The sequence below is a fragment of the Nocardia abscessus genome (assembly GCF_015477775.1).
In the GTDB taxonomy this organism is placed as follows: Bacteria; Actinomycetota; Actinomycetes; order Mycobacteriales; family Mycobacteriaceae; genus Nocardia; species Nocardia abscessus_A.
The window spans coordinates 476,207-499,286 of the sequence record NZ_JADLQO010000001.1; the positions used below are offsets into that span (position 1 = coordinate 476,207).

20 protein-coding genes and 1 pseudogene are annotated in these 23,080 nt (G+C 69.6%); 13 read left to right on the plus strand and 8 right to left on the minus strand.

The features are described from left to right. The first annotated feature begins 29 nt into the window (after positions 1-29). The 4 genes from IU450_RS02345 to IU450_RS02360 all read left to right on the plus strand — a co-directional run bounded on the left by IU450_RS02345 (position 30) and on the right by IU450_RS02360 (position 6,334). Positions 30-1,124, plus strand: a complete 1,095-nt coding sequence (locus tag IU450_RS02345) for an isochorismate synthase (RefSeq protein WP_195148110.1) — start codon at positions 30-32, stop codon at positions 1,122-1,124. 181 nt (positions 1,125-1,305) lie between these two features. Beyond that, on the plus strand, positions 1,306-1,476 hold the full coding sequence (locus IU450_RS02350; protein WP_083887841.1) for a DUF2613 domain-containing protein: 171 nt from the start codon (positions 1,306-1,308) through the stop codon (positions 1,474-1,476). 4 nt (positions 1,477-1,480) lie between these two features. Beyond that, the gene (locus tag IU450_RS02355; protein ID WP_416382839.1) at positions 1,481-5,809 is read left to right on the plus strand and encodes an alpha-(1->3)-arabinofuranosyltransferase; all 4,329 of its coding nucleotides are present in this window, start codon (positions 1,481-1,483) and stop codon (positions 5,807-5,809) included. A 24-nt stretch (positions 5,810-5,833) separates the two neighbouring features. Next, the gene (locus IU450_RS02360; protein WP_195148111.1) at positions 5,834-6,334 is read left to right on the plus strand and encodes a DinB family protein; all 501 of its coding nucleotides are present in this window, start codon (positions 5,834-5,836) and stop codon (positions 6,332-6,334) included. Between the two features lie 18 nt (positions 6,335-6,352). On the opposite strand, the gene IU450_RS02365 is transcribed toward IU450_RS02360, so the two are convergent. Then, complete coding sequence (locus tag IU450_RS02365) at positions 6,353-7,537, minus strand: acyltransferase family protein (RefSeq protein ID WP_195148112.1); 1,185 nt, start codon at positions 7,535-7,537, stop codon at positions 6,353-6,355. Positions 7,538-7,741: 204 nt separating this feature from the next. Between IU450_RS02365 and IU450_RS02370 the strand changes: the two genes are divergently transcribed. Continuing rightward, positions 7,742-8,893, plus strand: coding sequence for a DUF3068 domain-containing protein (locus IU450_RS02370; protein WP_195148113.1), 1,152 nt, complete (start codon positions 7,742-7,744; stop codon positions 8,891-8,893). Positions 8,894-8,964: 71 nt separating this feature from the next. On the opposite strand, the gene IU450_RS39460 is transcribed toward IU450_RS02370, so the two are convergent. Together IU450_RS39460 and IU450_RS02375 are read right to left on the minus strand one after the other, a co-directional pair. Then, positions 8,965-9,096, minus strand: a complete 132-nt coding sequence (locus IU450_RS39460) for a hypothetical protein (protein WP_416382828.1) — start codon at positions 9,094-9,096, stop codon at positions 8,965-8,967. 23 nt (positions 9,097-9,119) lie between these two features. Continuing rightward, positions 9,120-10,295, minus strand: a complete 1,176-nt coding sequence (locus IU450_RS02375) for a polysaccharide biosynthesis protein (RefSeq protein WP_228833910.1) — start codon at positions 10,293-10,295, stop codon at positions 9,120-9,122. Positions 10,296-10,651: 356 nt separating this feature from the next. On the opposite strand from IU450_RS02375, the gene IU450_RS39465 reads away from it, so the two are divergent. Further along, positions 10,652-12,832, plus strand: a complete 2,181-nt coding sequence (locus tag IU450_RS39465) for a hypothetical protein (RefSeq protein WP_324197497.1) — start codon at positions 10,652-10,654, stop codon at positions 12,830-12,832. Between the two features lie 33 nt (positions 12,833-12,865). Here IU450_RS39465 and IU450_RS02385 read toward each other — a convergent pair whose 3' ends face one another. Continuing rightward, positions 12,866-14,038, minus strand: a complete 1,173-nt coding sequence (locus IU450_RS02385) for a glycosyltransferase family 4 protein (RefSeq protein ID WP_195148115.1) — start codon at positions 14,036-14,038, stop codon at positions 12,866-12,868. Positions 14,039-14,154: 116 nt separating this feature from the next. Between IU450_RS02385 and IU450_RS02390 the strand changes: the two genes are divergently transcribed. Continuing rightward, entirely contained in the window at positions 14,155-14,940 is a 786-nt protein-coding gene (locus tag IU450_RS02390) for a class I SAM-dependent methyltransferase (RefSeq protein ID WP_195148116.1), read from the plus strand. Here IU450_RS02390 and IU450_RS02395 read toward each other — a convergent pair. Continuing rightward, the gene (locus tag IU450_RS02395; RefSeq protein ID WP_159923239.1) at positions 14,937-15,248 is read right to left on the minus strand and encodes a hypothetical protein; all 312 of its coding nucleotides are present in this window, start codon (positions 15,246-15,248) and stop codon (positions 14,937-14,939) included. The genes IU450_RS02390 and IU450_RS02395 overlap by 4 nt on opposite strands. Positions 15,249-15,457: 209 nt before the next feature. Between IU450_RS02395 and IU450_RS02400 the strand changes: the two genes are divergently transcribed. After that, entirely contained in the window at positions 15,458-16,903 is a 1,446-nt protein-coding gene (locus IU450_RS02400; protein ID WP_195148117.1) for an aldehyde dehydrogenase, read from the plus strand. On the opposite strand, the gene IU450_RS02405 is transcribed toward IU450_RS02400, so the two are convergent. Together IU450_RS02405 and IU450_RS02410 are read right to left on the minus strand one after the other, a co-directional pair. Continuing rightward, positions 16,904-17,107, minus strand: coding sequence for a hypothetical protein (locus IU450_RS02405; protein ID WP_195148721.1), 204 nt, complete (start codon positions 17,105-17,107; stop codon positions 16,904-16,906). A 345-nt stretch (positions 17,108-17,452) separates the two neighbouring features. After that, on the minus strand, positions 17,453-18,289 hold the full coding sequence (locus IU450_RS02410) for a GlxA family transcriptional regulator (RefSeq protein WP_195148118.1): 837 nt from the start codon (positions 18,287-18,289) through the stop codon (positions 17,453-17,455). A gap of 36 nt (positions 18,290-18,325) precedes the next feature. Here IU450_RS02410 and IU450_RS02415 point away from each other — a divergent pair, with 36 nt between their 5' ends. Both IU450_RS02415 and IU450_RS41240 read left to right on the plus strand, forming a co-directional pair. Continuing rightward, entirely contained in the window at positions 18,326-18,652 is a 327-nt protein-coding gene (locus IU450_RS02415; RefSeq protein ID WP_195148119.1) for a hypothetical protein, read from the plus strand. Between the two features lie 81 nt (positions 18,653-18,733). Beyond that, the gene (locus tag IU450_RS41240; protein ID WP_195148120.1) at positions 18,734-18,913 is read left to right on the plus strand and encodes a TIGR02391 family protein; all 180 of its coding nucleotides are present in this window, start codon (positions 18,734-18,736) and stop codon (positions 18,911-18,913) included. Between the two features lie 609 nt (positions 18,914-19,522). On the opposite strand, the gene IU450_RS02425 is transcribed toward IU450_RS41240, so the two are convergent. Then, positions 19,523-19,960 carry a hypothetical protein gene (locus IU450_RS02425; protein WP_195148121.1) on the minus strand — a complete coding sequence of 146 codons (438 nt, stop codon included), beginning with the start codon at positions 19,958-19,960 and terminating at the stop codon, positions 19,523-19,525. 1,437 nt (positions 19,961-21,397) lie between these two features. On the opposite strand from IU450_RS02425, the pseudogene IU450_RS41245 reads away from it, so the two are divergent. From IU450_RS41245 to IU450_RS02435, 3 genes and pseudogenes are all read left to right on the plus strand, one after another. Then, a pseudogene (locus IU450_RS41245) lies at positions 21,398-21,589 on the plus strand (helix-turn-helix domain-containing protein); the annotation flags it as partial. 125 nt (positions 21,590-21,714) lie between these two features. Beyond that, complete coding sequence (locus IU450_RS39470; RefSeq protein WP_228833911.1) at positions 21,715-21,858, plus strand: hypothetical protein; 144 nt, start codon at positions 21,715-21,717, stop codon at positions 21,856-21,858. A 455-nt stretch (positions 21,859-22,313) separates the two neighbouring features. After that, positions 22,314-23,066, plus strand: coding sequence for a phosphohydrolase (locus IU450_RS02435; RefSeq protein ID WP_195148123.1), 753 nt, complete (start codon positions 22,314-22,316; stop codon positions 23,064-23,066). Positions 23,067-23,080 lie beyond the last annotated feature (14 nt).

The window sequence follows — 23,080 nt, forward strand, 5'->3', positions numbered from 1 at the left end:
GGGAGCTGCGACGGGGCTAGGTTGGGGTGATGGATGGGTTCCTGCTTGCTCGGGCCGACGGGGTTGTTCGGGGTCATGGGAGCCGGGTCTGCTTCGACGACGCGCGACGAGCGGGGGCCGCGCTGCGCGAGGGCCGCGCCGACCTGATCGTCGGTGCACTGCCCTTCGATCCGCGCGAGCCCGCCGCACTGTGTGTGCCCGAGCGCGCCGAGCACACCGCCGGTCCGTGGCGGCCCGCCGCACTGCCCGACCTGCCCGAGGTGCGCGTGGTGACCGAGATACCGAGCCCGGCAGAGCATGTGGCGCGCGTGACGAAGCTCGTCGAGCAGCTCAACGACCCCGCGCAACCGCTGCGGAAGGTGGTCGCGGCGCGTTCGGTGCTGGCCGAGGCGCGTTCCGCGCTCGATCCGGAAGTCGTCGCCGGGCACCTGCTGACCAGGCATCCGCACGCGAACGTCTTCGCCGTAGACCTCACAGCCGCCGGACGCGCCGGTGCGACCCTCGTGGGCGCATCGCCGGAGGTACTGGTCGACCGGCAGGGCGAGGTCGTGACGCTGCGACCGCTGGCGGGCACCCTGCCGCGCCTGGCCGACCCGGACGCCGATGCCGCCCAAGCCCGAGAACTGCTGGCCAGCACCAAGAATCGCGACGAGCACGCGTTCGTTATCGACTGGATCCGGGAGCGGCTCGCGCCGGTGTGCGCGCAGCTGTCGATTCCCGCGAGCCCGGAACTGATCAGCACCCACGAGGTGTGGCACCTGGCGACGCCGATCCGGGGCCGCCTGCGCAACACCGAGACCACCGCGCTCGACTTGGCGCTGCTGCTGCATCCCACGCCCGCGGTCTGCGGCACTCCCACCGATCTGGCACTGGACACCATCGCGCACGTCGAGGACGACCGCGGGTTCTACGGCGGCGCCGTCGGCTGGTGTGACGCCGACGGCGACGGCGCCTGGGTGGTCGCGATCCGCTGCGCGGAACTCGCGGCCGACGGCCGAACCGTGCGGGCGTACGCGGGCGGCGGTATCGTCGCCGCCTCCGATCCGCAGGCCGAGCTGGACGAGACCACCGCGAAGCTGCGCACCCTGCTCGGTGCGCTGGCCTGCGCTCTCCCCACACGCTGAAGCTCCCACCCGCACCGGATCGACCCGCGGATCGAGTGGTCGCGAAGCTGGTCGGTGCGTGCTCGCGGGCGGCCCGCCGGAGAAAGTCGACGGGGTTTCCACGGCCTGAACGCATACAAATACCGGACGCCCTGCTAGGTTGACCGGGAACGTGCCTGCATCGACGTATTGGAGTGCCGCGATGAAGTTTGCTGTCCCGGGTGTTGCGAGTGCTGTCGCGGGCGCCGTGCTGGGCGTACTCGGAGTTTTCCTCATCACCATGGCGATCCAGCAGAACTCGCGCCCGGACATCGACCGCAGCGGCGACAAGGACTCCTCGCTGCTGAACAACGTTGAGTACGGCAGCCGCTGACCCGCTGACCTCCGCTTCACCCGCCGACTCGCTCGGATACCCAACGGCGCCGGGGCAGAGCAGCACCGCGCCGCTGGGCAGACGCTGGTTCGCCGCGACGGTCGTCGTGGCGTTCCTGCTGACCTTCGCGCAGGCGCCCGGACTCACGGTCGCCGACACGAAATACGACCTGGCGCAGAATCCGCTCGGCTTCCTCGAACGCGCGAGCCATCTGTGGAGCAGCCAGGCCCCTATGGGCCAGGTGCAGAACCAGGCCTACGGCTACTTCTTCCCGCACGGCGCGTTCTTCTCGCTCGGCCATGTGCTGGGCGTGCCCGCCTGGGTGACGCAGCGGATCTGGTGGGCGCTGCTGCTGCTCGCCGGATTCTGGGGGATTGTCCGCCTGTGCGAGGCGCTCGGCATCGGCACGCGCGGGTCGCGCGTCGTCGCCGCGCTCGCGTTCGCGCTGTCGCCGCGTGTCCTGACCACCGTCGGATCGATCTCCTCGGAGACGCTGCCGATGATGCTCGCGCCGTGGGTGCTGCTCGCGCCCGCCGCGCTCGGCGTCGCGCGGCGTAACCGGCGACCGGGCGCGGCGGCCTCGCCCGCGGTCAGCGCGCTGGCGCTGGCCCTGATGGGCTCGGTCAACGCGGTCGCAACGGTGGCCGCCTTCCTGCCCGCACTGCTGTGGTGGCTGGCCTACCGGCCGAACCCGCGCTGGTGGCGTTTCACGGCAGCGTGGATTCCGCTGCTGGTGCTGGCTACCTGCTGGTGGGTGGTGCCGCTGCTGCTGCTGGGCAAAGTGAGCCCACCGTTCCTGGACTACATCGAGTCCTCGGGCGTGACGACGCAGTGGGCCTCGCTCGGCGAAGTGCTGCGCGGCACCGACAGCTGGACGCCGTTCGTCTCGCCGGAACGCATCGCGGGCGCGGTGCTGGTGACCCAGCCCGCGGCGGTCCTCGCGACGGGCCTGGTCGCGGCGGCGGGCATGGCGGGCCTGGCGCTGCGGTCCATGCCGTACCGGGGCAGGCTGGTCCTGATCCTGTGTGTCGGGCTGGTCGGCATCTGCGCGGGGTTCGTGGGCGAGCTGGGCGGACCGTTCGCCGAGTCGGTGCGCGTCTTCCTGGACTCCGGCGGCGCCCCGCTGCGCAACGTGCACAAGCTGGAGCCGCTGATCCGCATACCGCTCGTGCTCGGCCTGGCTCAACTGCTCGCCCGGGTCCCGCTGCCCGCCTCCGCTGCGCTGCCGGTCTGGCGTGGGGCGTTCGCGCACCCGGAACGGGACCGCGCGGTCGCGGTCGCGGCGCTGATCCTCACCGCGCTCGCGCTGTCCACCTCGCTGGCCTGGACCGGGAAGCTCGCACCGCGCGGCGCCTACGATCACGTGCCCGGATACTGGCACCAGACCGCGGACTGGCTGAAGGACAATGCCGCCGACACGCGCGCCTTGGTGGTGCCCGGCGCGCCCTTCGGCAGCCAGGTCTGGGGACTCACGCGCGACGAACCGCTGCAAGCGCTGGCCGAAACCCCGTGGGCGATCCGCGACGCGGTGCCGCTGAACCCGCCCGGCACCATTCGCGCGATGGACTCGGTGCAGCGGCTCATCGCCGACGGGAGGCCCTCGGCAGGCCTGGCCGCGACGCTGTCCGCCCAGGGCATCGGCGTGGTCGTCCTGCGCAACGACCTCGACCCGGACACCTCCCGCTCGACCCGGCCGATGCTGGCCCACCAGGCGCTCGACTATTCGCCGGGCCTGCGCAAGGTGGCCGAGTTCGGCAACCCGATCGAATCGCTGGTGATCGCCGACGGCCTGGTGGCCGACGGTGACCTGCGCCCGCCGTACCCGGCGGTCGAGATCTACCGGGTGGACGCGCCGGGGCGCGGGACACCCGCCGAGGTGCGCGGCGGTACCGGCGCGCCGGAGGCGTTCCCCGGCGCGTACACCGTTCCGCTCGGGGATGTTCCGGTCATCCAGGGCGGACCCGAAGTGCTCGAGCGGATGCACCGTGATCCGGGGGCCGCCCGGACCCCCACCTTGCTCGCCGCCGACGCGACCCGGGCCGGGTTGCCGACCGGACCGGTGACCGTCACCGACACACCGATGGATCGCGAGGCCGATTTCGGCCGGGTGGACAACCACAACTCGGCGCTGCGTGCTCCCGACGACGCGCGCCGTACCCACAACCTGGTGCCCGACTATCCGGTGCCCGGCGCCGAGCTGGTGCGCGGCGAGTGGTCCGGCGCCACGATCACCGCGTCGAGTTCGGCCGCGGACGCCACCCAGCTCGGCGGCGCGGCTCCGGGCAGCTCGACCGCGGCTGTCGTCGACGGCGATCCGGCCACCGCGTGGATCAGCAACGGCACCGAACGCGCCTTGGGACAGTGGCTGCGGCTCGATCTCGATCGCCCCATCCAGACCGGGCAACTGAACCTCACCACCAGCTCGGCCGCCATCGGCGACCCGATCAAGTGGATCGAGGTGCGCACCGCCAACGGCACCGTCTCGGTCCGGGTGTCCGAACCCGGTGCGTCGGTCTCGGTTTCGCTGCCCGCCGGTCGCACCGAATGGCTGACCATCACCGCCATCCGCACCGAAAACGGTTCCGGAGGCGGGCAATTCGGCATCAGCGAACTCAGGCTGGACGACTATTCGCAGCGTAACGCGCCGGTCCGCGTCGACATCCGGCATCGGACGGTGGTGCCGGCCGCTCCGGCGGGCGCGCAGGTGCGGGGCTGGGATCTCGGCCAGGAATTCCCCGGCCGCAGTGCGTGTTTCGATGCGCCCGATCGGGTGCGGTGCAGCAAGGGGCTGGCCTTGGCGCCCGAGGAACCGGGTACGTTCCAGCGCACGCTGACGGTTCCGGAACCGATGTCGGTCACTCCGGAACTGACCGTCCGCACCAGGCAGGGCCCGGCCCTGGAGGCGCTGCTCACCGACAGCGCCCGCCCGGTGGCGCGGGGTAAGGCCGACGTCGGCGACTTGCGTGGGGCCGCTTTCGCCGCGACCGACGGCGATCCGCGCACGAGCTGGACCGCGCCGGAGGACTCGGTCCGCCAGACCACCGGCGGCAGGCCGACGCTCACCATCGAACTGCCCGAACCCACGCTGGTGACCGGCCTCGAGCTGACCCCCTCGCTCGGCGGCCTGCCCGCGGCGCCCACCTCGGTGACGGTGAATCTCGGAGAAGGCCCGCAGGTGCGGGAGCTGGACGACGAGGATCCGGGCACACCCACGCGGATCTCCCTGCACCCCACCGTGACCGACCGGATCGAACTCAGCTTGCGGACCTGGCGGCCGGTGCTCGACCAGACCGCGCTCGGCTTCGCCCAGACCCAGCCTGCCGGACTGGCCGAGGTGACGGTCCTGGGACCGGAATACCCCGCGGCCGCACCGGTGGACCGCGAGATCACCGTCCCCTGCGCACTGGGGCCGACGATCGACGCGGGCGGGCGGACGCTGCGCACCACGGTGACCGCCACGGTCGGCGAATTGCGCTCCGGCGCACCCGTTCCCGCGCGCGTCTGCGCCGACGACGCGACCGAGCCGCAGGCAGGCACACCGGACGAGCTCGCGCTGCCGCAGGGCCGGGCCGACGTGGCGGTCGGGCCCACCGACCTGTTCTTCGTGGATCGGCTCCGCTTGCACCGCGCCGGGACGGAAACTCCCGCTCCGCCCGCTTCGGATACGGGGACCCGCCTGCTCGTGCTGCCGCTGAGCACCAACGTCGGATGGCGTGCGACCAGCGCGGACGGACGCGTGCTCGAACCGGTGGTGGTCGATGGCTGGCAGCAAGCCTGGCTGCTGCCTGCCGACGTCACCGGACCGGTGACGGTCTCTTTCCCGGTCGACCGCTGGTACCGCCTCGGCATCTTCGGCGGCCTGCTGCTGCTCGTGCCACTCGTTGTCCTCGCCATTCCTCGTCGCAAGCGTCGGGATGCCGCCCATGCCGAGGCCGGCGGAGCCGATCAGCCGGATCGGCGCACCGACGTGCCCCGCACCTGGGGCAGGCGCTGGATGGGCGCCGTGGGGCTCACCGGCGCGGCCACTGTCATCGCGGGTCCGGTGGGCGCGGGCGCGACGGTGATCGCCTTGGCCGCAACCCGTTTCACGCCGTACCTCACGCCCCGGGTGCTGGTCGTCGTGGCGGGCGTGGGCACCACACTCTCCGCCGCGGCGCTGTCCACCGGTCCATGGCGCTCGGGTGACGAATATATGGGTGGGTCCGTGCTGGTGCAGTTGCCCGCGCTGATCGCGGTCATCGCGGTGGGCATCGCGGCGCTGCCGCGACGCGCCGAACGCCCCCGTTCGAACCGGTCCCACGACCCGGGTTCGATTCGCCGTGCGCCGCAATAGCACTCGTTGCTAACGTGACCACGCGTGAACACCTGTGCCGAATGCGGTTTCGTCTACGACTTGGCTTCGGCGGCCGACGTGCCGTCGCTGGCGCGGGAGCACGCCGTGGAATACGCCGACCTGCTCGGCGCCGACAGCGGCAAGTTACGACAGCGCGGCGAACCCGATGTGTGGTCGCCGCTGGAATACGCCTGCCACGTGCGGGATGTGCTGCTGGCTCAGCGGGAGCGAGTGCTCGTCGCCCGTCGCTCGGACAATCCCACCATCACGCCGATGGGCCGGGACGAGCGAGTCGAGCACGACGGCTACGCCCAGCAGAACCCCGCGGACGTGGCCCGCCAGATCCGCGACGCCGCCCTGCTGTTCGGGAACGTGCTGGAGCGACTCGGCGACGACGACTGGGAGCGGACCCTCGGCTTCCCTTACCCTGAGCCCGCGGATCGTTCCCTGCGCTGGCTGGCGGTGCACACCCTGCACGAGCTGCGCCACCACCTGCTGGACATGCACCGGCAACTCGACGGCTGACCTCGCACAGGCCGCCGATCAGGGCGCGGGCTCGGGTTCGGGAGTTCGCCGCACCCGGTCCCTGTGCCGGACCCAGCGCCGCACCGGCTCCTCCACCAGTGCGTAACTGGCCGCGGCGACCGGCAGGGTGATGGCGACCGTGAGCACCAGGACGTAACCGAAGTCCCCCTGGAAGGGCAGGATGCCGAACACCGGGAACACGATCGACAGCACCGCGAGGTGCCAGATGAAGATGCCGTACGACCAGCGTCCGAGCGTCGCGGCCACCGGCGACTCCAGCCAGCGGTGCCCGCGCGCCGCCGGGTCGCGCAGCACCAGCGGTGCGAGCAACGCGAACCCGATGACCGCGCCCAGGCCCATCTTCACCACGTACTGCCAAGGCTCGGCCCGGGTGAGCCCGGCGGGACCGGCCAGATCGGTCGCCGCGAGCAGGAACGCGACGGTCGCGACGGTCCACATCAGCGGTTGATTCGCCCCGATTTTCCACCAGCGTGATAGCCGAACGCTATGTTCGGCGAGTTCCGCGAGGAGCATGCCCGCGGCGAACCAGGGCAGATAACCCGGCAGCCAGTTGTCCGCGTGAATCGCGTCCGGAGTCGGCACCGGAATGAAATTCCAGCCGAGACAGATGACGGCCAACGCGAGCAGCACCGGCACCCGAAGGCGCGCCGCCGGTCCGCGCAGGCGCACCAGCGCGAAGGCCAGCAACGGCAGCACCAGATAGAAGGCCACCTCCACCGAGAGACTCCACATCTGGGTGAGTCCGTCGGTGAGCGTCAGCGGTACGAACACCTGGAGCAGCGCCAGGTTCGACACCCAGACCCGCAGGCCCGCGGTCCCGGCGGCGCTGGGCAGCAGCACCAGGACCGCGCACACCACGACCCAGTACGCGGGCAGGATGCGCGCCGCACGATGCCGCAGGTAGTAGCCCACGGGCGGTGCCGTGTCGAGCCCGCGCGCTGCCGCGGCGTGCGGGCGCCAGAGCAGGAATCCGGACAGTGCGAAGAACACCGCCACCGCCATGTCGAACCGCCCCCACACCCGGCCGAGGACCGGCGTGCCCGACGCGCCGGTCTGGAAGGCGACGTGGGTCAGCAGCACGCCGAGCGCGGCCATCCCGCGCATGCCTTCCAGCGCGGGCACGAACGAACGCGGGCGCACCCGTTCGGTCGCGGGCGCGGCGGTGGGCAGGGTGGCGGTCATCGATCTCCAGTCTGCCGTGCGAATCCACAGTTGATAACCCGACGTTTCAGATTTCGCGTTAGACTCGGGCGATTTCTCGGCCGTTTCCGGCCTCGACGCCGCATGGTACGACATCGGACTGTTAGTGTCGGGGCTCACGAGTGCCGCGGCATGCCCGCAGTGCTCGCCGGAGCGACCTGCTGTTCTACGACGAGGAGAGTTTGCATGGCACTGAGTGCCGGTACCAGAAGGACGGTGGCCTGCCTGCTCGTGGGTCTCGGCGCGTTGCTGATCGTCGCCGCAATCATGATCCCGACCTACACCGTCGACAAACTGGCGAAAACTCCCCTCGATCTGGAGATCACCACGATCGCGACGAACCAGCCGGGTGAGGACAGCCTCGTGCTCGACTCCAAGTCGCTGACCGCCCCGGAGGGCTCGGCCAAGGTCGACACCAACGTTCCCCTGGTCTCGCAGCGCTTCCTCACCGTCGAGGACCCGGCCGACGCCGAGCAGATGACGGTGCAGGCGGGCCAGACGCTGCGGCGCATCGACAAGCAGGGCGACACCGGCCTGCTCACCGCCACCATCGACCGGGTGACCATCGACCGCGTGACCGGCGAGCCGGTCGCGACCGACCCCAACGGCTCGATCGCGGTGTCGGCGAACCTGGAGGGCCAGAGCATCGCCGAACCGGTGCAGCACACCGGTCTGCAGTACCGGTTCCCGATCGGCACCGAGAAGAAGACCTACCCGTACTTCGATCTCAACGTGCGCAAGACCTTCGACGCCAACTTCCTCGAAGAGACCGAGATCAACAACACGAAGGTCTACCACTTCCAGATGTCGGTGCCGGCCACGAGCCTGTGGGACGTCGTGCAGGCGCCGACCAACCGGCTGAGCCTGCCCGCCGCCAAGTGGGGCGTCGAGGGCGGCGAGGCCCCGGTGACCATGACCCGCTACTACACCAACACCCGCGACCTGTGGGTGGAGCCGGAGACCGGCACGGTGGTCAAGGGTGGCGAGGCGCTGCACATCTACTACTCGCGCACCGCCGACAAGCCGGAGGTCACCGCGCTGAAATCGCACATCGTGTTCGACGAGAACACGATCGAGTCGCAGCTCGCGGTGGCCAAGGAGAACATCGACAAGCTGTCGCTGTACGGGCGGGTCATGCCGATCATCCTGGGCGTCCTCGGTGTGATCGCCCTGATCGCCGGTGTGGTCCTCGGTATCCGGGGCGGCTCGGCTCCGACGCCCGCGCGTGCGGGCGGCGCTCCGGGCCAGCGTCCGAGCGGCGCGGCTCCCTCCCGCCCGGCCCCGCGCGGCGGCGACGACGCTCCGACCGAGCAGATTCGCATCAACAAGCAGCCCTGACCGGCTGAGTGCCCCTGAATTCGGCTCCCCCGCCCTCCGGCTGGGGAGCCGAACTCGTTGCGGGGACGCTATTACTCTGCGGACGCGAACAGCAGCCAGCCCTCGCCCGCCTCGAGGTTCGGCAGGCGAAGGACGTCGCGGAAGAACGCGCGGGCCGCGTCTGGATCGTCCGCGTAGACCAGGGTGTGCACCGCGGTGATCATGCGACGATCCTAGGCGGTGCCGGTCAGCCGACCGGGCGCAACGGCTCCGGACGCGTCGAGTGGTCGGCCGCCCGCAGGACGATGACGGCCACCAGGACGGTGGTGGTGGCCGCGACCGATACGGCCGTGATGATCAGCGCCGGGACCGAGCCGGCCAGCGACAGCATCAGGGCGACTTCGACGGCCAGTCCCAGCCAGGTGACCAGCGCCAGGGATGTGCGATCGACGGCGATGGCCGAGAGCACCGCGCCCTGCAACACCGCCAGCAGCGCGCCGTGCAGCGCGAAAACCCACAGCAGGCTCTGGATCGGCGCGTAGTCCTCGCCGGCCAGCAGCGGAGCGACCGGCGCGGCGAGCGCGGCCCCGAGCACCGCGATGAGGCCGATCCCGCTGAGTACCGCCAGTGCCGCCCGGATCGCGCTCGCCGAGTGCGTCGGCTGGGCCATGCGCGGGTAGAGCACGACGCCCACCGCCTGCGGCAGCCAGAAGGCGATCTTGGTGGCGATGGTGCCGAGCGCGTAGCGGCTGGCGTCCACGTCGTCGAGCACGATCCGGACCACGATCAGGTCGGCCGACGACAGCGCCATCAGCGCCGCCTGCACCTGGGCGGCCCGCAGCACCGGCAGCACGCCGGGGGCGGCGGCAACCTCGCCCTGGTCGATCGCGGCGCGGGGGCGCGCGGACTGCGCACCGGCGACGATCCTGGCCAGCAGCGCCGCCACCGCGATCCCGCAGGCCGCCGCCCAGAGCGCGAGCGTCGCGCCGCCGCCCAGCGCCAGGACCACCAGCGCGGGCGTGACCCGGGCGATGCCCGCGGCGCCGAGCACCACACCCAACGCGCGAAACCGTTTGCCGCCCTGTAGCACTCCCTGCTCACCGGACAACAGCACCAGCGCGGGCGCCGCACCGAGCGCCGCGGCCGTGGCGGCCACGCCGACGTTCAGCGTGAGGGCTACCAGCGGCACCAGCACCGCCGCCACCGCGGCAACGATCACCGCGCACCGCCATTCAAGCCCGCGCAGCGCCGCCGTCCCCGCACCGCGCACCAGTTCCCGGGCGATCACGTTCTGCAACGCCAAGGCGGGCACCGCGCACAGCAGCTGCACCGCGAGCAGACTGGCGAACTCGCTGTACCCGGTGACGCCCAGCCATCGTCCGGCCAGCAGTTGCAGCAGGTACCCGGCGACGTTGGCGGTCATCGCTCCCGCCGTCACCCACGTCAGATCCGCCACCACAGGTAACCGACGGACAGCAGACACGCTCCCCCGCCTCTCCGGGTCTTCGGGCCGTACCGGTCGGGTGACGCTGTCGTCGGCCACTCTCGGCGCGAGGGCGGCCGGCCGCACTGTCGTCGAACCATCGACCGATGACGCCCGGCACACAATACAGCGTGAGGTCGGCGTCCTGGTAGGCCGGCTCGAGCTGGGCGAGGGCCGCCGCCGATTCATCGGGCGGGCCGGGGGCGGTTCTGAACATCCGCGTGTCGGGCCGAATCGGACTCCCTGGTCACGCTCCGCTCCGCGGCGGCGGGGATCGGGACGTACAGTGCTCAGGCGTGAGTGGGAGCGGTCGAGACCGGGCGGTAGCTGCGGGATACAGCGCGGCTGGGGCACTGCTGGTGACCGCGCCCCTGCTGGCGCCGGGATACCTGCTCCTGCGGGATGCGGTGAGCACGCCGCGCAGCTATCCGACCGACTCGGCGCTCGGTCTCGGCGACGCGGCGCCGCGGGCGGTGCCGCAGGACGCGCTGCTGGCCGTGCTGTCGGCGTTCGTCGACGGCGGACTGCTGGTCAAGGCGATTCTGGTCGTCGCGCTGTGGGCCGCGGGGTACGGGGCGGCGATGCTGGCCCGCGACCTGCTGCGCGCTTCGCTCGGGCCGCAGTTGGTCGCCGCGACGGTCGCGCTGTGGAACCCCTACGTCGCCGAGCGGCTCTTGCAGGGGCACTGGAGCCTGCTGGCCGGATATGCCGCGCTGCCGTGGACAGCGCTGGCCGCCTATCGCCTCCGATCCTCCGCCACCGCGAAACGGCGTCGGCGGACTCTGTCGAACGCACCGGTACAGCCCGGAAACGGCCTGGCCGGACCGCAGGAGGCCGAACCCTCCGAAAATGCCCCGCCGATCACCAGACAGCACGACCGGCAGGCCGGACCCACCGGCCGAGCCGAAACACCGCTGGCTACGCACGGCGCATCCGAGCCACCCGATAGCCCTGCCCCAGCCGACACTTCTGAACACCCCGGCGGCTCTACGCCAGCCGACACCCCTCAACACCGCCACGGCGCTACACCAGCCAACGCCCCTGAACACTCCCACGGCGCTACATCAGCGGACACTCCGGCCAAGGGCCAGGTAGATCAGCCCCTCGTCACCGCGCCAAACGACACACCGGGCAAGGACCAAGTAGATCAGCCCCTCGTCACGGCGGCACGGCGCAGGAGTATCCGGACGGTGTCCGCTTGGGCGGCCCTGGCCGGATCGCTCGCCGCCGCGGGACTCACGCCGACCGGAGCGCTGCTGGCGGGGATGACCGCGTTCGCCCTGGTCCATCGACGCCAGCTGGTCCCGGCGCTCGTCGTCTGGGTCGCGGCCTCCGCGCCATGGCTCGCCGCGACCGCGCTGTCGGGTGCGGGCGCCGAGCCGTCCGATCCCGCGGGCATCGCGGCCTTCGCCGCACGGGCCGAGCCCGGCCTCGGCACCCTCGGCAGTGTGGCCGGCCTCGGCGGCATCTGGAACGCGGAGGCGGTTCCCGGTTCCCGCACCACACCGCTGGCCGCGATCGCGACCCTGGCGCTGCTGGCGATCGTCGCGCTGGGCGTGCGCGCCGTCGCCACGGGCGGCGCCGACCCGGACAATCGCCACGTGCGCCGCGCACTGCTGCTGCTCGCGGCGATCGCGGTGCTGTTCCCCGCGCTCGGGGCGACGGAGTGGGGCATGCACGCACTGGAGTGGCTGGTCGCCCACGTGCCCGGTGCGGGTCTGCTGCGGGACACGCAGAAATACGTGGCCTTGGCCGTGCCCGCCTACGCCCTGTGCGCGGCGGCGGGCTGCATGGTGGCGGCCCGGCGTCTTTCGTCCGCGCCGACCGATCGGCCCGGCACGGCACACCCGGCCGTGCGGTCCGCGATCGCGGCGGTATTCGTCGCGCTTCTCGTGCTGCCGCTCTACGACCTCGCCTGGGGTGCCGGTGGAGCCGTCCGGGCGGTGCGCTACCCCGCTGGATGGCAGCGGGTCGCCGAACGGATCGACGGTCCCGGCGACGTCGCGGTGCTGCCGGGTGGGATGTTCCGCAAGTTCCGCTACAGCGGCCCGGCGCCCGTGCTCGACCCGGCGCCGCGCATGCTGCCCAACGACGTATTGCAGACCGGCGAGCTTCCGGTGCGCGGGCGTACGGTGTCCGGCGAGGGAGCACGCGCGAGAGAGGTGGAAGCCCTTCTCCTGCGGGGCGGTTCAGCTCCGGACCTGGCCCGTCTCGGAGTCGGCTGGGTGCTCGTCGAGCGGACCACTCCCGGCCCGCTCGGCGCATCGGCGACGATGTTGGCCCAGCTCGAGCGAAGCTACGAGGACGCCGACCTCACGCTGTATCGCGTGCCCGGCGTCGTCGAGCCCCGCCCATCGACGTCGGCACAGCGCTCCGTCATCGCCACGGCCCACTTGCTCTGGGGCGCGTTGCTCGTCGCGAGTCCGCTTGTCGTCTTCGGCCTTCGGGCACGAGAACGCACGAGAACGCGGCGCTGAACCGAGCGGCGCACGGCAGCCGCGCGCAGTAGTTCAGTCGACCGTCCGGGGCGCGATCAAACCGGTGACCTGTTCGCCACGGGCGGCGGCGGACAGCACCTCGTAGACGCCGATTCCGGTCTGCTCCCAAGAGAATTCGCGAGCGCGGGCGCGCGCCTTCTCGCCCATGACGGTGCGCGCGCCCGGATCGTCCAGCAGATCGCCGACGGCATCGGCCAACTGCGCGACGTCGTCGACCAGAATGCCGGTGGCGCCGTCGACGATGGAATCGGTGAGACCGCGCGAACTCCGGTAGCCGACCGTCGGCACGCCGTGCTGGGCGGCCTCGATCACCGCGAGCCCCCACCCCTCTTTCCGGGACGGAAGCACGTGCACCCAGGCGCGGGCGAGCAGTTCGTGCTTACGGCGCTCGTCCACGTGGCCGTGGAAGGTCACTGCGTCGGCGATGCCGAGTTCGCGAGCGTTGTCGCGCAGGTTGTCCGCCCACCAACCGTCGCCGATCACGTCCAGGCGCAGGCCGGGGATGCGGTCGCGCAACCGGGCGACGGCCGCGAGCGCGTCCTCGATCTGCTTGTGCGGCACCAGGCGGGACAGCACCACGACGGTGGGCGCGGAAGTGCGGGTCTCCGCGGCGCCGGTGGGCGCGCCGGCTGGAACCGGTTCGGCTCCGTTGCGGACCACCGCGATGCGCGAACCGTCCACACCGAGCGCGGCCAGCTCCTCCGCCGAGGGCAACGAAACGGTCAGATATTGGTTACGCCGGTGCACGCGGGGCGACAGCCGCGACTCGATCCACCAGCCCACGCGACCGACCAGCCTGCCCGCCACCGGCCACTGCTCGCGGTGCCCGTGGTGCACCAGCAATACCGACGGCGCCTTGGTGACGGTGGTGGCGAAGAAGGGGATGCCGTTCTGGGTGTCGATCACCGCGTCCGGGCGCACTCCGCGCAACGAGCCGAGACCGATCTTCCCGAGCAGGATCGCGGCGAGCGCCCGCGGATACACGGTGTAGCGGCCGCCCGCCCGGCTGATGTCGATGCCGTCGACGCGCTCCCGCCGCGGCGCCCCGGGGTAGCGGGCGGTGCGCAGGGTGACTTTGACCCCCCGGGCCGCGAGGTGCGCGCCGACCTGCTCGAGGTACCGCTCGCTGCCGCCGCCCTGCGGGTGCCCGGTGTCACGCCAGCAGAGCAGGAGGACTTCGCGCACGGTGGAGCTTCTCTCGGTCAGTAGGTCCCGGTGGGGAACGTCGGATGTCGCGGTACACCCTAACCCGAGCACCCGCCCGCGATGCCCAGCATCGGGGTTGTGCGAGACTCGGCGCCGTGCTCAAAGCCGAAAAGACGCCTGCACGCGGCAGCTCGCCCCGGTTCGCCCGCCGGGCGACCCTGCGCCGGTCGCTGCGACTGCTCGGCAGCTTCCGGTTCGAGCAGACCGATCCGGCGCTGTTCTACGGCGGGCTGGCCACCGACAGCGCGGCGATGATCGCCGATTTCTACGCCGACCTCACCGGCCGGTCGCTGGACGGTGCGACGATTCTCGACGTCGGCGGCGGACCGGGCTACTTCGCTGACGAGTTCGCCCGCACCGGCGCGCGCTACATCCCGGTGGAGCCCGACCCGTCGGAGATGCACGCCGCAGGCCTCTCGGTAGCCGGCGCGGTGCGCGGGTCCGGGATGGCGCTGCCGTTCCGTGACGACGCACTCGACATCTGTTTCTCGTCGAACGTCGCCGAACACGTCTCGAAGCCCTGGGTGATGGCCGACGAGATGGTGCGGGTGACCAGGCCGGGCGGGTTGATCGTGCTGTCCTACACGGTGTGGCACGGCCCGTTCGGCGGGCACGAAACCGGACCGTGGCACTACCTCGGTGGCGAGTACGCCGCGCGCCGGTACCTCCGCAAGCACGGACGCGAACCCAAGAACAGGTTCGGCAGGTCGCTGTTCGCGGTGCGGGCCGCGGACGGATTGCGCTGGGCGGCAGGCACTCCGGCCGAGGTGCACACCGTCTTCCCGCGCTACCACCCCCGCTGGGCGTGGTGGTTGGTCCGGGTACCGCTGGTGCGCGAGTTACTCGTGAGCAATCTGGTCGTTGTGGCAACTAAAAGTTAGCCGAGGTAAGGCTCCAGCCATCCCCGACGCCAGTGCCGCTTCCCGCACGGCGCGTGCACAGGCTCGCTCCACGGCGATTCCCGCATAGCCAACCCGACGGTCTCGAGCGTGGTCAGACCAACCATGTCGGCCAGCATCCCGACGGCGGCGACTGCCTCCGCAGCCTGCATAGCCGCGGTCGCCTGCTCGATCGTCAGGGTACGGCCGGGTAGGAAGGAGACCACCCATCCGCCGCTGCCGACACACTTAGCCTGATGCTCGGTTTGATCACTGGTCATCAGCGACCGGCCGATCACTTGCACCGCCATGACTCGGACTCCCCAGTTTGCGGTAACGATTCGGTAATGGAGCGAGCTGATATGTCGCTACAGCATCCCCCCTCCAGCAACAGAACGCAATAGTGCGTTCTGCGAAAAGCGAACCGAGAGGTCGGGATTCACACTGGCCAGGGCGTCGCGCGTACGCAAAACTGGAACAGGTTACAGACAGAAGGCGGGCAAAACTGTAACGTGTTCTCATGCATTACGAGAGCTTGTTCATCGGCGGCCGCTGGACCGCGCCAGCCACCGCCGAGCGCATCCAGGTCATCTCGCCGGCCACGGTCGAGCCGGTGGGCAGCGTCCCCGCGGTGAGCCGGGCCGACGTCGACGCCGCGGTCGCCGCGGCCAGGCACGCTTTCGATCACGGCCCGTGGCCCGCCACGCCGCCGAAGGAGCGCGCCGCGGTGCTCACCCGCGTTGCCCGGCTGATCGAACAGCGCTCCGCCGACCTGCTCGCCGCGCTCACCGCCGAGGTCGGCGCGCCGCAGATGATCGCGATGACGCTGAACCAGATCCCCGCGGTCGCCACGCTCGACGCCTACGCCGCCCTGGCCGAGACCTTCCCGTGGCAGGAGACCCGGGTGGGCGGGTTCGGCACCACGCGGGTCACCCGCGAGCCGCGCGGGGTCGTCGCGGCGGTCACCGCGTGGAATGTCCCGCTGTTCCTCGCGGTCAACAAGCTCGCGCCCGCCCTGCTGGCCGGCTGCACCGTGGTGCTGAAGCCCGCCCCGCTGACGCCGATCACGGCCAACATGGTCGCCGACATCTTCACCGAGGCAGGACTGCCCGAGGGCGTGCTCTCGGTGCTGCCCGCCGAGCCCGACGCGGCCGAGTACCTCGTCTCGCACCCCGGCGTGGACAAGGTGACCTTCACCGGAAGCACCGCGGTCGGCCGCAAGATCGGCGCCATCGCCACCGGTCAGCTCAAGAGCGTTTCGCTCGAACTCGGCGGCAAGTCCGCGGCGATCCTGCTGCCCGACATGGATGTCGCGGCCGGCATCCCGGTGCTCGCGTTCTCCGGCTTGATGAACAGCGGCCAGGGCTGCGTCGCGCAGACCCGCATCCTCGCCCCGCGTAGCCGGTACGACGAGATCCTCGACGCGCTGGTCGAACACGTGAAGACGATGAAGGTGGGCGACCCGAACGACCCGAGCGTGCAGCTGGGCCCGCTGATCTCCGAGCGGCAACGCGAGCGGGTCGAGGGTTACATCGCCAAGGGCAAGGCCGAGGGCGCGCGACTGGTACTCGGCGGCGGACGCCCGGAGGGCCTGGACCGAGGCTGGTTCGTCGAGCCGACGATTTTCGCCGACGTGGACAACAAGTCGACCATCGCCCAGGAGGAGATCTTCGGGCCGGTGCTGTCGGTCATCCCGTACGAAACCGAGGACGAGGCCGTGGCCATCGCCAACGACTCGGTCTACGGCCTCGCCGGCTCGGTGTGGACGGCCGACATCGAACACGGCGCCGAAATCGCGGCGCGGGTGCGCACCGGTACCTACGCGATCAATTGGTATGCGTTCGACCCGAGTTCGCCGTTCGGCGGCTACAAGGCCTCCGGGCTAGGACGCGAAAACGGCCCGGAAGGTCTCGATGCGTTCTGCGAGCAGAAGTCGCTGCTCATGCCGCTCGGCTGGACCGGGTGATCAGTCGGGTGGCATGACCACCCGCAGCAGCGGCGCGCGGTTGCCGTAGCGCCGGGGTGGCGCGTCGACGATTTCGACGCGCCATCCGGGCGGCAGCACCGCAAGCAGCCGCCCCGCGGCCCGGCGCAGCGGCGTGCTCGCGGTCCCGATCTCGAATTCGGCAACCATGGGGGCAAGGGACCTCGCCGTCTCCAGATCGGCCATGCTCCAACCACCTCTCGCGCGTCGATCTCGCCGTACGCCGCGGGCATCGCGGGTCCGATGTCGGTAGGGAAGTAGTTCAGTCGATCAGTTAACCGTTGGTAATCCGACTGTGTGATGGGAAGGGAAGAACACGCCAAGCATAAGTCACGAGTACACGAAATCTCTCGACAAGATCATTACCCCGTTCCGAACGCGGCTAAACCCATCGAGCCGTGCAAAATTCGCACATTCCCGCCGCACACTGACAAGCCCCTGCGCGGTCCCCGAAAAGCGCCCTCCCGCACGACATTCGAATGACCTGCTCCACAACGGCATTCGCCCTCGGGGACCGTTGACCCGCCGGGCTCACGTGCCGAGCGACCGGCGGTACGCGGCAGGTGTGGTGCCGGTCGCCGCGCGCAGGTGCACCCGCAGCGCGGTGACGCTGCCGAAACCTGCCTTGGCCGCAACGACTTCCACTGGCAAACGTGTGGTTTCCAGAAGTTCGCGCGCACGCGCGGTGCGCTGAGCGTCCAGCCACCGCCGCGGCGTGGTGCCCACTTTCGCCTTGAAGCGGCGGATGAAGGTGCGCTCGCTCATCAGTGCGTGCGCGGCCAGCGCCGAAACATCCGCCGCCGCAGCGGGTTCGGCGACCGCCCAGGCCAGGGTGGCGGCGAGTCCGCCGTGCTCGGCCGCAGCGCCCGGCGCGTTCGGAACGTACTGCGCCTGGCCGCCCTCTCGATGCGGCGCGGTGACGTTCCACCTGGCCAGCTCCGCCGCCGCGTGGGCGCCCAGCTCCCTGCGCACGATGTGCAGGCACAGATCGAGCCCCGCCGACAGACCGGCCGAGGTCAGCACGTCACCGTCGTCCACGTACAGCGCCGTCGGGTCCAGCCGCACCGCCGGATACAGCTGCGCGAACTCGCCGCAGTAGGCCCAGTGCGTGGTCGCCGGTCGTCCGTCCAGTAGTCCGGCCTCGGCCAGTATGAACGCGCCGACGCAGATGCTCACCATGGTCGCGCCGCGCGCCGCCGCGCCGCGCAAGGCGATCAGCGCCTCCCGCGGGGTAGGCAGCGTCGGGATGCCGATCCCGGGCACGACGACCACATCCGCCTCCGCCAGCGCCTCCAGCCCGTGCTCCACCCGCAATTCGAAGCCGTTGGGCGTCCACACCGGCCCGGGGCGCACTCCGCAGGTCCGCATCTCGAACCCGGACGGCTCGCCGGTCTTACCCGGTCCGTGCCGGAACGCCTGAACAGCACAGGCCAGGGCTTGCGTGAGTTCTGCTCGCAGGCAAGGGGCAACACGGGAGAACAGTACGCGGGACTGTTCAGCCTCACCGACGAAGGCGGCCGGCTCACGTGGGCAATTCAAGCACCCCGCGAAGGCGAACAAATTCCTGCCCGTAAAGCTCCCGTCTCCAACATTGCTGACTGGGTGCAAAAAATTGCCGAACTCGATCCACCTGCCAAATCCGGAACCGACGCTTATAAGCGTCTGGGGGGCAAGAAAGCAGATGTCATGGCCGCATTCAAGCAGTATCGCGAAATCAGTCAAGCGGCGTAGTTATGTCCTCCCGTGCGGCAATTAGTTACTTGGCCATGTTCCATTGAACCCGAGGTCCGGCCAGATTGATTCCAAGGCCCGATGAATGACGGTCTTGTGCATTTCGCTCCTGGCGTCCAAATGACGATCCGGAACCAATCAACCCATGGGCAGGGCGAAAACGAGTACACCGAGCAGGAAGCATTGGAACGACTGGCAGCGCTCAGTTTGCTGGCCCGATGGACCGATGCATGCAACGTCGAGAAAGCCGAAGGCGAGTAGACGGGCATCCGGGCATCGAGGCGTCGAGCCATTCCCGCCATTCAGCGGTTCCCCAGTTCCGGAACCGCTGTCGGGAACCGGGAACCGGTCGGCGCAAGGACCCCTCCCCCCTCTCCGCATGAATATTGGCCTGTATGCCTCAGGCGTGGGCACCCTAGAACAGGGAAGGGAGGTACCCCTACGCCTACGCGCCGGGATAGCCGTGTCCTGCCGACTCATCTGCCAGGGAGTGGACCGGGGGTTTGTACCTCGATGACGCCAAAACCCCCCTCAGCGTCGAATCTGAGGAGGTTTCTGCCGTCTCGACGGTTCACATACCCATACGTTCCAGCGCCCAGTCCGTCGCAGCATCCTCGTCGTTGGCACGGATCTTGCGCGTGTAGTGCAGGGGCGGCGTGATCCATCGAACCCCACGCCAGCCGCGCGAAGGCCGGATAGTCCAGCCTCCGAACTCCCGCCGCACGGGGTAGCTGGTGCCTGTGACCTCATGCTGACGTGGCGGCGGCAGCAGCCTAAGCAGCAGGCGGCGGAAGCGGTGCCAGTCCGATGTCCACGCGGGAAGTCGCCCGTACGCGACGAGTGGGTCTTGGCGAAGTTTCATGTTTGTCCTCAGCAGCTGAGAATGTGTGGCGGAGTCTTGTCGGTGAACTGACGCGGTTCGCCGTACTCCGTCAACCAGATCGTAGCGACAACCCGCCACGCACCGGGCTCACACGGAGCCCACGCCGCGATGTTCAGCCGAGGGTTGGGGATCCGACTGTCGCTTTCCGCGCCGCGGACCACCCAATCGCTACCCGACTTCTTGAACTCCAAAGTCAAGCTGACGTGGAACTGCTCGGGCGCGGGCACACAGTCCGCGTAACCACCACCGATGACGGCAGGTTCGCCGCGCCCCGTCTGTACCCATGGTCGGCCGTCTTGGAAAGCGAAGCTGCACGATCTGGAACGGTTGGGCTCAGCGGCGGCAGAGGGCGCTTGAACGGCCACTCCCGCGCTGACCAACGCCACCGCGGCGAGTCCCGTGGTCGCGATGTGGCGAATCTTCATAGTGTTTCTCCTTCTTCTCGATACAGAAAAAGGCGCGCACCCAGGATGGATGCACGCCATGAAATGAAGCTCAATGCGAAGGTGCGCAGGGCACGAAAAACCGCGAACCGAACACCTGTCCCCACCCCGTGATGTCACAAGCCCCCCAGCCGCGCCGTTGCCCTAGCCCGCGCCGCGATCCTCCCCCGCAAACGCCGCCATCCCCACCAGGGCCAACGCAGCGATCATGCGTTCCATGTCTCCTGCACAGGGCGCAAACGATTTTGAGCCGTCATCGCTCTAGGTACAGCCGTTCCCCCGGCAGCCTCGGTAAGTGGCCGGGGGCGCCCTTCGCTACGTACACGCCCTCCGTGTGACGCCGTTCCCCTTCGTCCTGAACGAAGATCAACGCGGCAGTCAGACATGCCGCGAAATGCAGATGTAAGCCGCGCAGCCACACGACGAGATGCACGTCCGGTTCGTTCGGCATCGGCGACGTCATCGCTCGCCCCGAGCCCGGAAATACCGGTAGTTCTCCGCGAAACGATGTCCGCGGCTACCCGCGTCGAGCACTCCAACGGGTCGCAATCCTCATGCATCATGAACGCTTGAGCGGCTGCCTTACGGCTCGACACCGGCCATGCCGGGTTGTCGTGCGCCCAGCGTCGATAGAACTCTTCTAACCCGATTTCAGCGTCGTACTTGTCGGACATGCCGCCCTGTAACAGCTTCAACCGGTGACGCATGCGAGTTCCGCTGTTACGCATACGTTCGCGCCCATCCCCGGTGCCGCGCTGCATTCTCGGCACGGATCGCGCGGATAGCTTCAACGATCACGTGACCGGATGAACCTACATGGCTGTCCGGGCGCACGATCCACGCACGGAACATGGTCCCTCGATCGGCGGGACTCGGCAGCCCGATCGTTCCGTCACGCGCAATCGACACATCCAACCGAAACATCTCAGTGAACAATGGAGTCTCGTCCGGGATGTCCGGCCGGATAATGAATGTCCACCGTTTCGACCGTGGGTGCGACAGGACCGGCCCCAGCTTGTACCCGCGCTGTTGCATCCACGCCTTCACGTGCTGCCCCAACACAGCGGGCATAGTGATCGCCCACACCGGGCCACGATCCGGCCCACGTGGGGAGGGTCCACGGTGGCGGGTATGTCGCACACGTTCCGGTAGTAGGCACAGCGGGACATCGGTGTGTCCCCGAACGCTTCTCGACGCATCGCGCTCCCCTGATCGCACTATTCGTCTGGGCTGCGCCCGGTCTCCGCCTCCGAGCGGAGTGCAGGCGTTGGGCGGCAGCCGCACCAACCGGGCACCAATCAACATCAACACGCGCAACTGCATCGGTGCAGGACTAAGCTGTTTTCAAAGCGACAGGGCCACATTTGAAAACACATGGGTGGGTGTGAGATGGCTTCAGCGAGTCAACGATTGTGCGGGATGGAACCAGACAGAACCGGCCGGACACTCAGGCAGCAACGGACCGAACGCGGAATCACCCTGCGGGAGCTTTCAGGGCAGACTTTTTGCGACTACTCCCAGCTCGCGAACATTGAAGCGGGCCGACGTTGGCCCAAAGATCGCGGATGGGCCGAACGGGTAGACCGTGCACTCAACGCAGGCGGAACACTGATCGCGGCCTGGGACGCGGACCAGGCGGAACGCGCACGGCGTGATGACACGTTGCGGATGCTGGACAAGCGCGGCGGGAGTCGGAAGCACTTCTCGCCACTCCGGACGCGGCACCGCTGGACGACGTGCAGGGCGGCATCATCGACATTGCCCGCAACGCACGGTTCGAGTCCTACGACCGCACTCTCAGCCGGGCAATGGACATTCGCGCCGAGTTGATGCGCCGTATCAAGATGGGCGCACACCGCCCGGACGAGAGTCGTACCTGACGCTCGACCTAGGGCAAGCGGACACAGCGCGCGTCCACGCACAAGCGTCGTTTCAACTGGGTGATCGTGCGGACCACGACCAGTTGAGGGCATGGGCGCGCGGCACACAGGCGTTGGCATTTCGGTTCGTGAAAGATTTCGAGCGCGCACGGGACGCCGCCACAGACGGATTGAAGTACGTCACGCATTCAACTGGCACAGCCGAACCCAGACTGTTGTGTGGTCTGGCTGCGTCCGTCGCGAACCTTGGCGACTCGACACGTGCGCTAGAACTGCTCGATCAAGCTGAGCGTGCCCGAGAGGCAGCAGGACCAGACGAGATACCCGGCCTGTTCACGTTCACGCCAGCGAAGCTGACACGAATCCGAGCATCACTGTCATTTGCGCCACTCGCCGCCGACCTCATCGCACACTTGACTCCAAGGGCACACCGATTCGATGAGAAGGAGGGCAACGTGGCAGGACCGACGGGCCTCGATTGGGCATGGGCCACCCGCACCGGTGGTGCGCTGTCGGGGGCGCAACGCCGCCGATTGGCCGTTGCGACCGCTCGCACGCTGCCCGCCATGGCGCCCAACCGGGTCCGCCTCGCGCTGGGTCGGCGGGGGCGCGGGAAATTGGAGTTCGCCGGTCTGCGATTACCGGATTCCAAGCTCGCCGTCGCGGCGGAAACCGAGGCGCGCGAGGTGCTTTCCCCGCACGTGCTGGACCATTCGCTGCGGACCTACTACTTCGGACGGGTCCTTGCCGACCTCGACGGCGCCGCCTATGACGACGAACTCGTCTACGTCTCCTGCCTGCTGCACGATCTTCAGCTCGAACACCCCACGCCGGGTAGATGTTTCGCGGTGGTGGGCGGGGAGCGGGCCGCTACCGTCGCACTCGGCGCGGGCGCCACGCCGGAACGGGCCGACGCGATCGGCGCGGCCATCGCCGCCCACATCACACCCGGCGTCGCCGACGATCTCAGCGACCCGGGGGGCTTCGTCTCCGCGGGGGCTTCAGTGGACGTGCTCGGGACGCGGCTGGCGGAGCTGGACCGGGATTGGGTCGCCGAACTGCTGCGACGTCATCCGCGCCAGAAGTTCAAGCGGCACGTCGTCGCGGCATTCCGAGCCGAAGCGAAGGCGATGCCTGCGGGCCGGATTCACTGGCTCAACCGCGCAGGCTTCCTGATGATGATCCGGATGGCCCCGTTCCCCGAATAGCGCCGGCGGATTCC

Bases quoted from the DNA above. Each gene is read 5' to 3' on its own strand.
- IU450_RS02395 (WP_159923239.1), bottom strand. From the start codon at position 15,248: ATGGCGGTGCAAGTGATCGGCCGGTCGCTGATGACCAGTGATCAAACC.
- IU450_RS02400 (WP_195148117.1), top strand. From the start codon at position 15,458: ATGCATTACGAGAGCTTGTTCATCGGCGGCCGCTGGACCGCGCCAGCC.
- IU450_RS02375 (WP_228833910.1), bottom strand. From the start codon at position 10,295: ATGACCGCCAACGTCGCCGGGTACCTGCTGCAACTGCTGGCCGGACGA.
- IU450_RS39460 (WP_416382828.1), bottom strand. From the start codon at position 9,096: ATGATCACCGCGGTGCACACCCTGGTCTACGCGGACGATCCAGACGCG.
- IU450_RS02370 (WP_195148113.1), top strand. From the start codon at position 7,742: ATGGCACTGAGTGCCGGTACCAGAAGGACGGTGGCCTGCCTGCTCGTG.
- IU450_RS41240 (WP_195148120.1), top strand. From the start codon at position 18,734: ATGAATGACGGTCTTGTGCATTTCGCTCCTGGCGTCCAAATGACGATC.
- IU450_RS02425 (WP_195148121.1), bottom strand. From the start codon at position 19,960: ATGAAGATTCGCCACATCGCGACCACGGGACTCGCCGCGGTGGCGTTG.
- IU450_RS02410 (WP_195148118.1), bottom strand. From the start codon at position 18,289: ATGCGGACCTGCGGAGTGCGCCCCGGGCCGGTGTGGACGCCCAACGGC.
- IU450_RS02345 (WP_195148110.1), top strand. From the start codon at position 30: ATGGATGGGTTCCTGCTTGCTCGGGCCGACGGGGTTGTTCGGGGTCAT.
- IU450_RS02350 (WP_083887841.1), top strand. From the start codon at position 1,306: ATGAAGTTTGCTGTCCCGGGTGTTGCGAGTGCTGTCGCGGGCGCCGTG.
- IU450_RS02405 (WP_195148721.1), bottom strand. From the start codon at position 17,107: ATGGCCGATCTGGAGACGGCGAGGTCCCTTGCCCCCATGGTTGCCGAA.
- IU450_RS02365 (WP_195148112.1), bottom strand. From the start codon at position 7,537: ATGACCGCCACCCTGCCCACCGCCGCGCCCGCGACCGAACGGGTGCGC.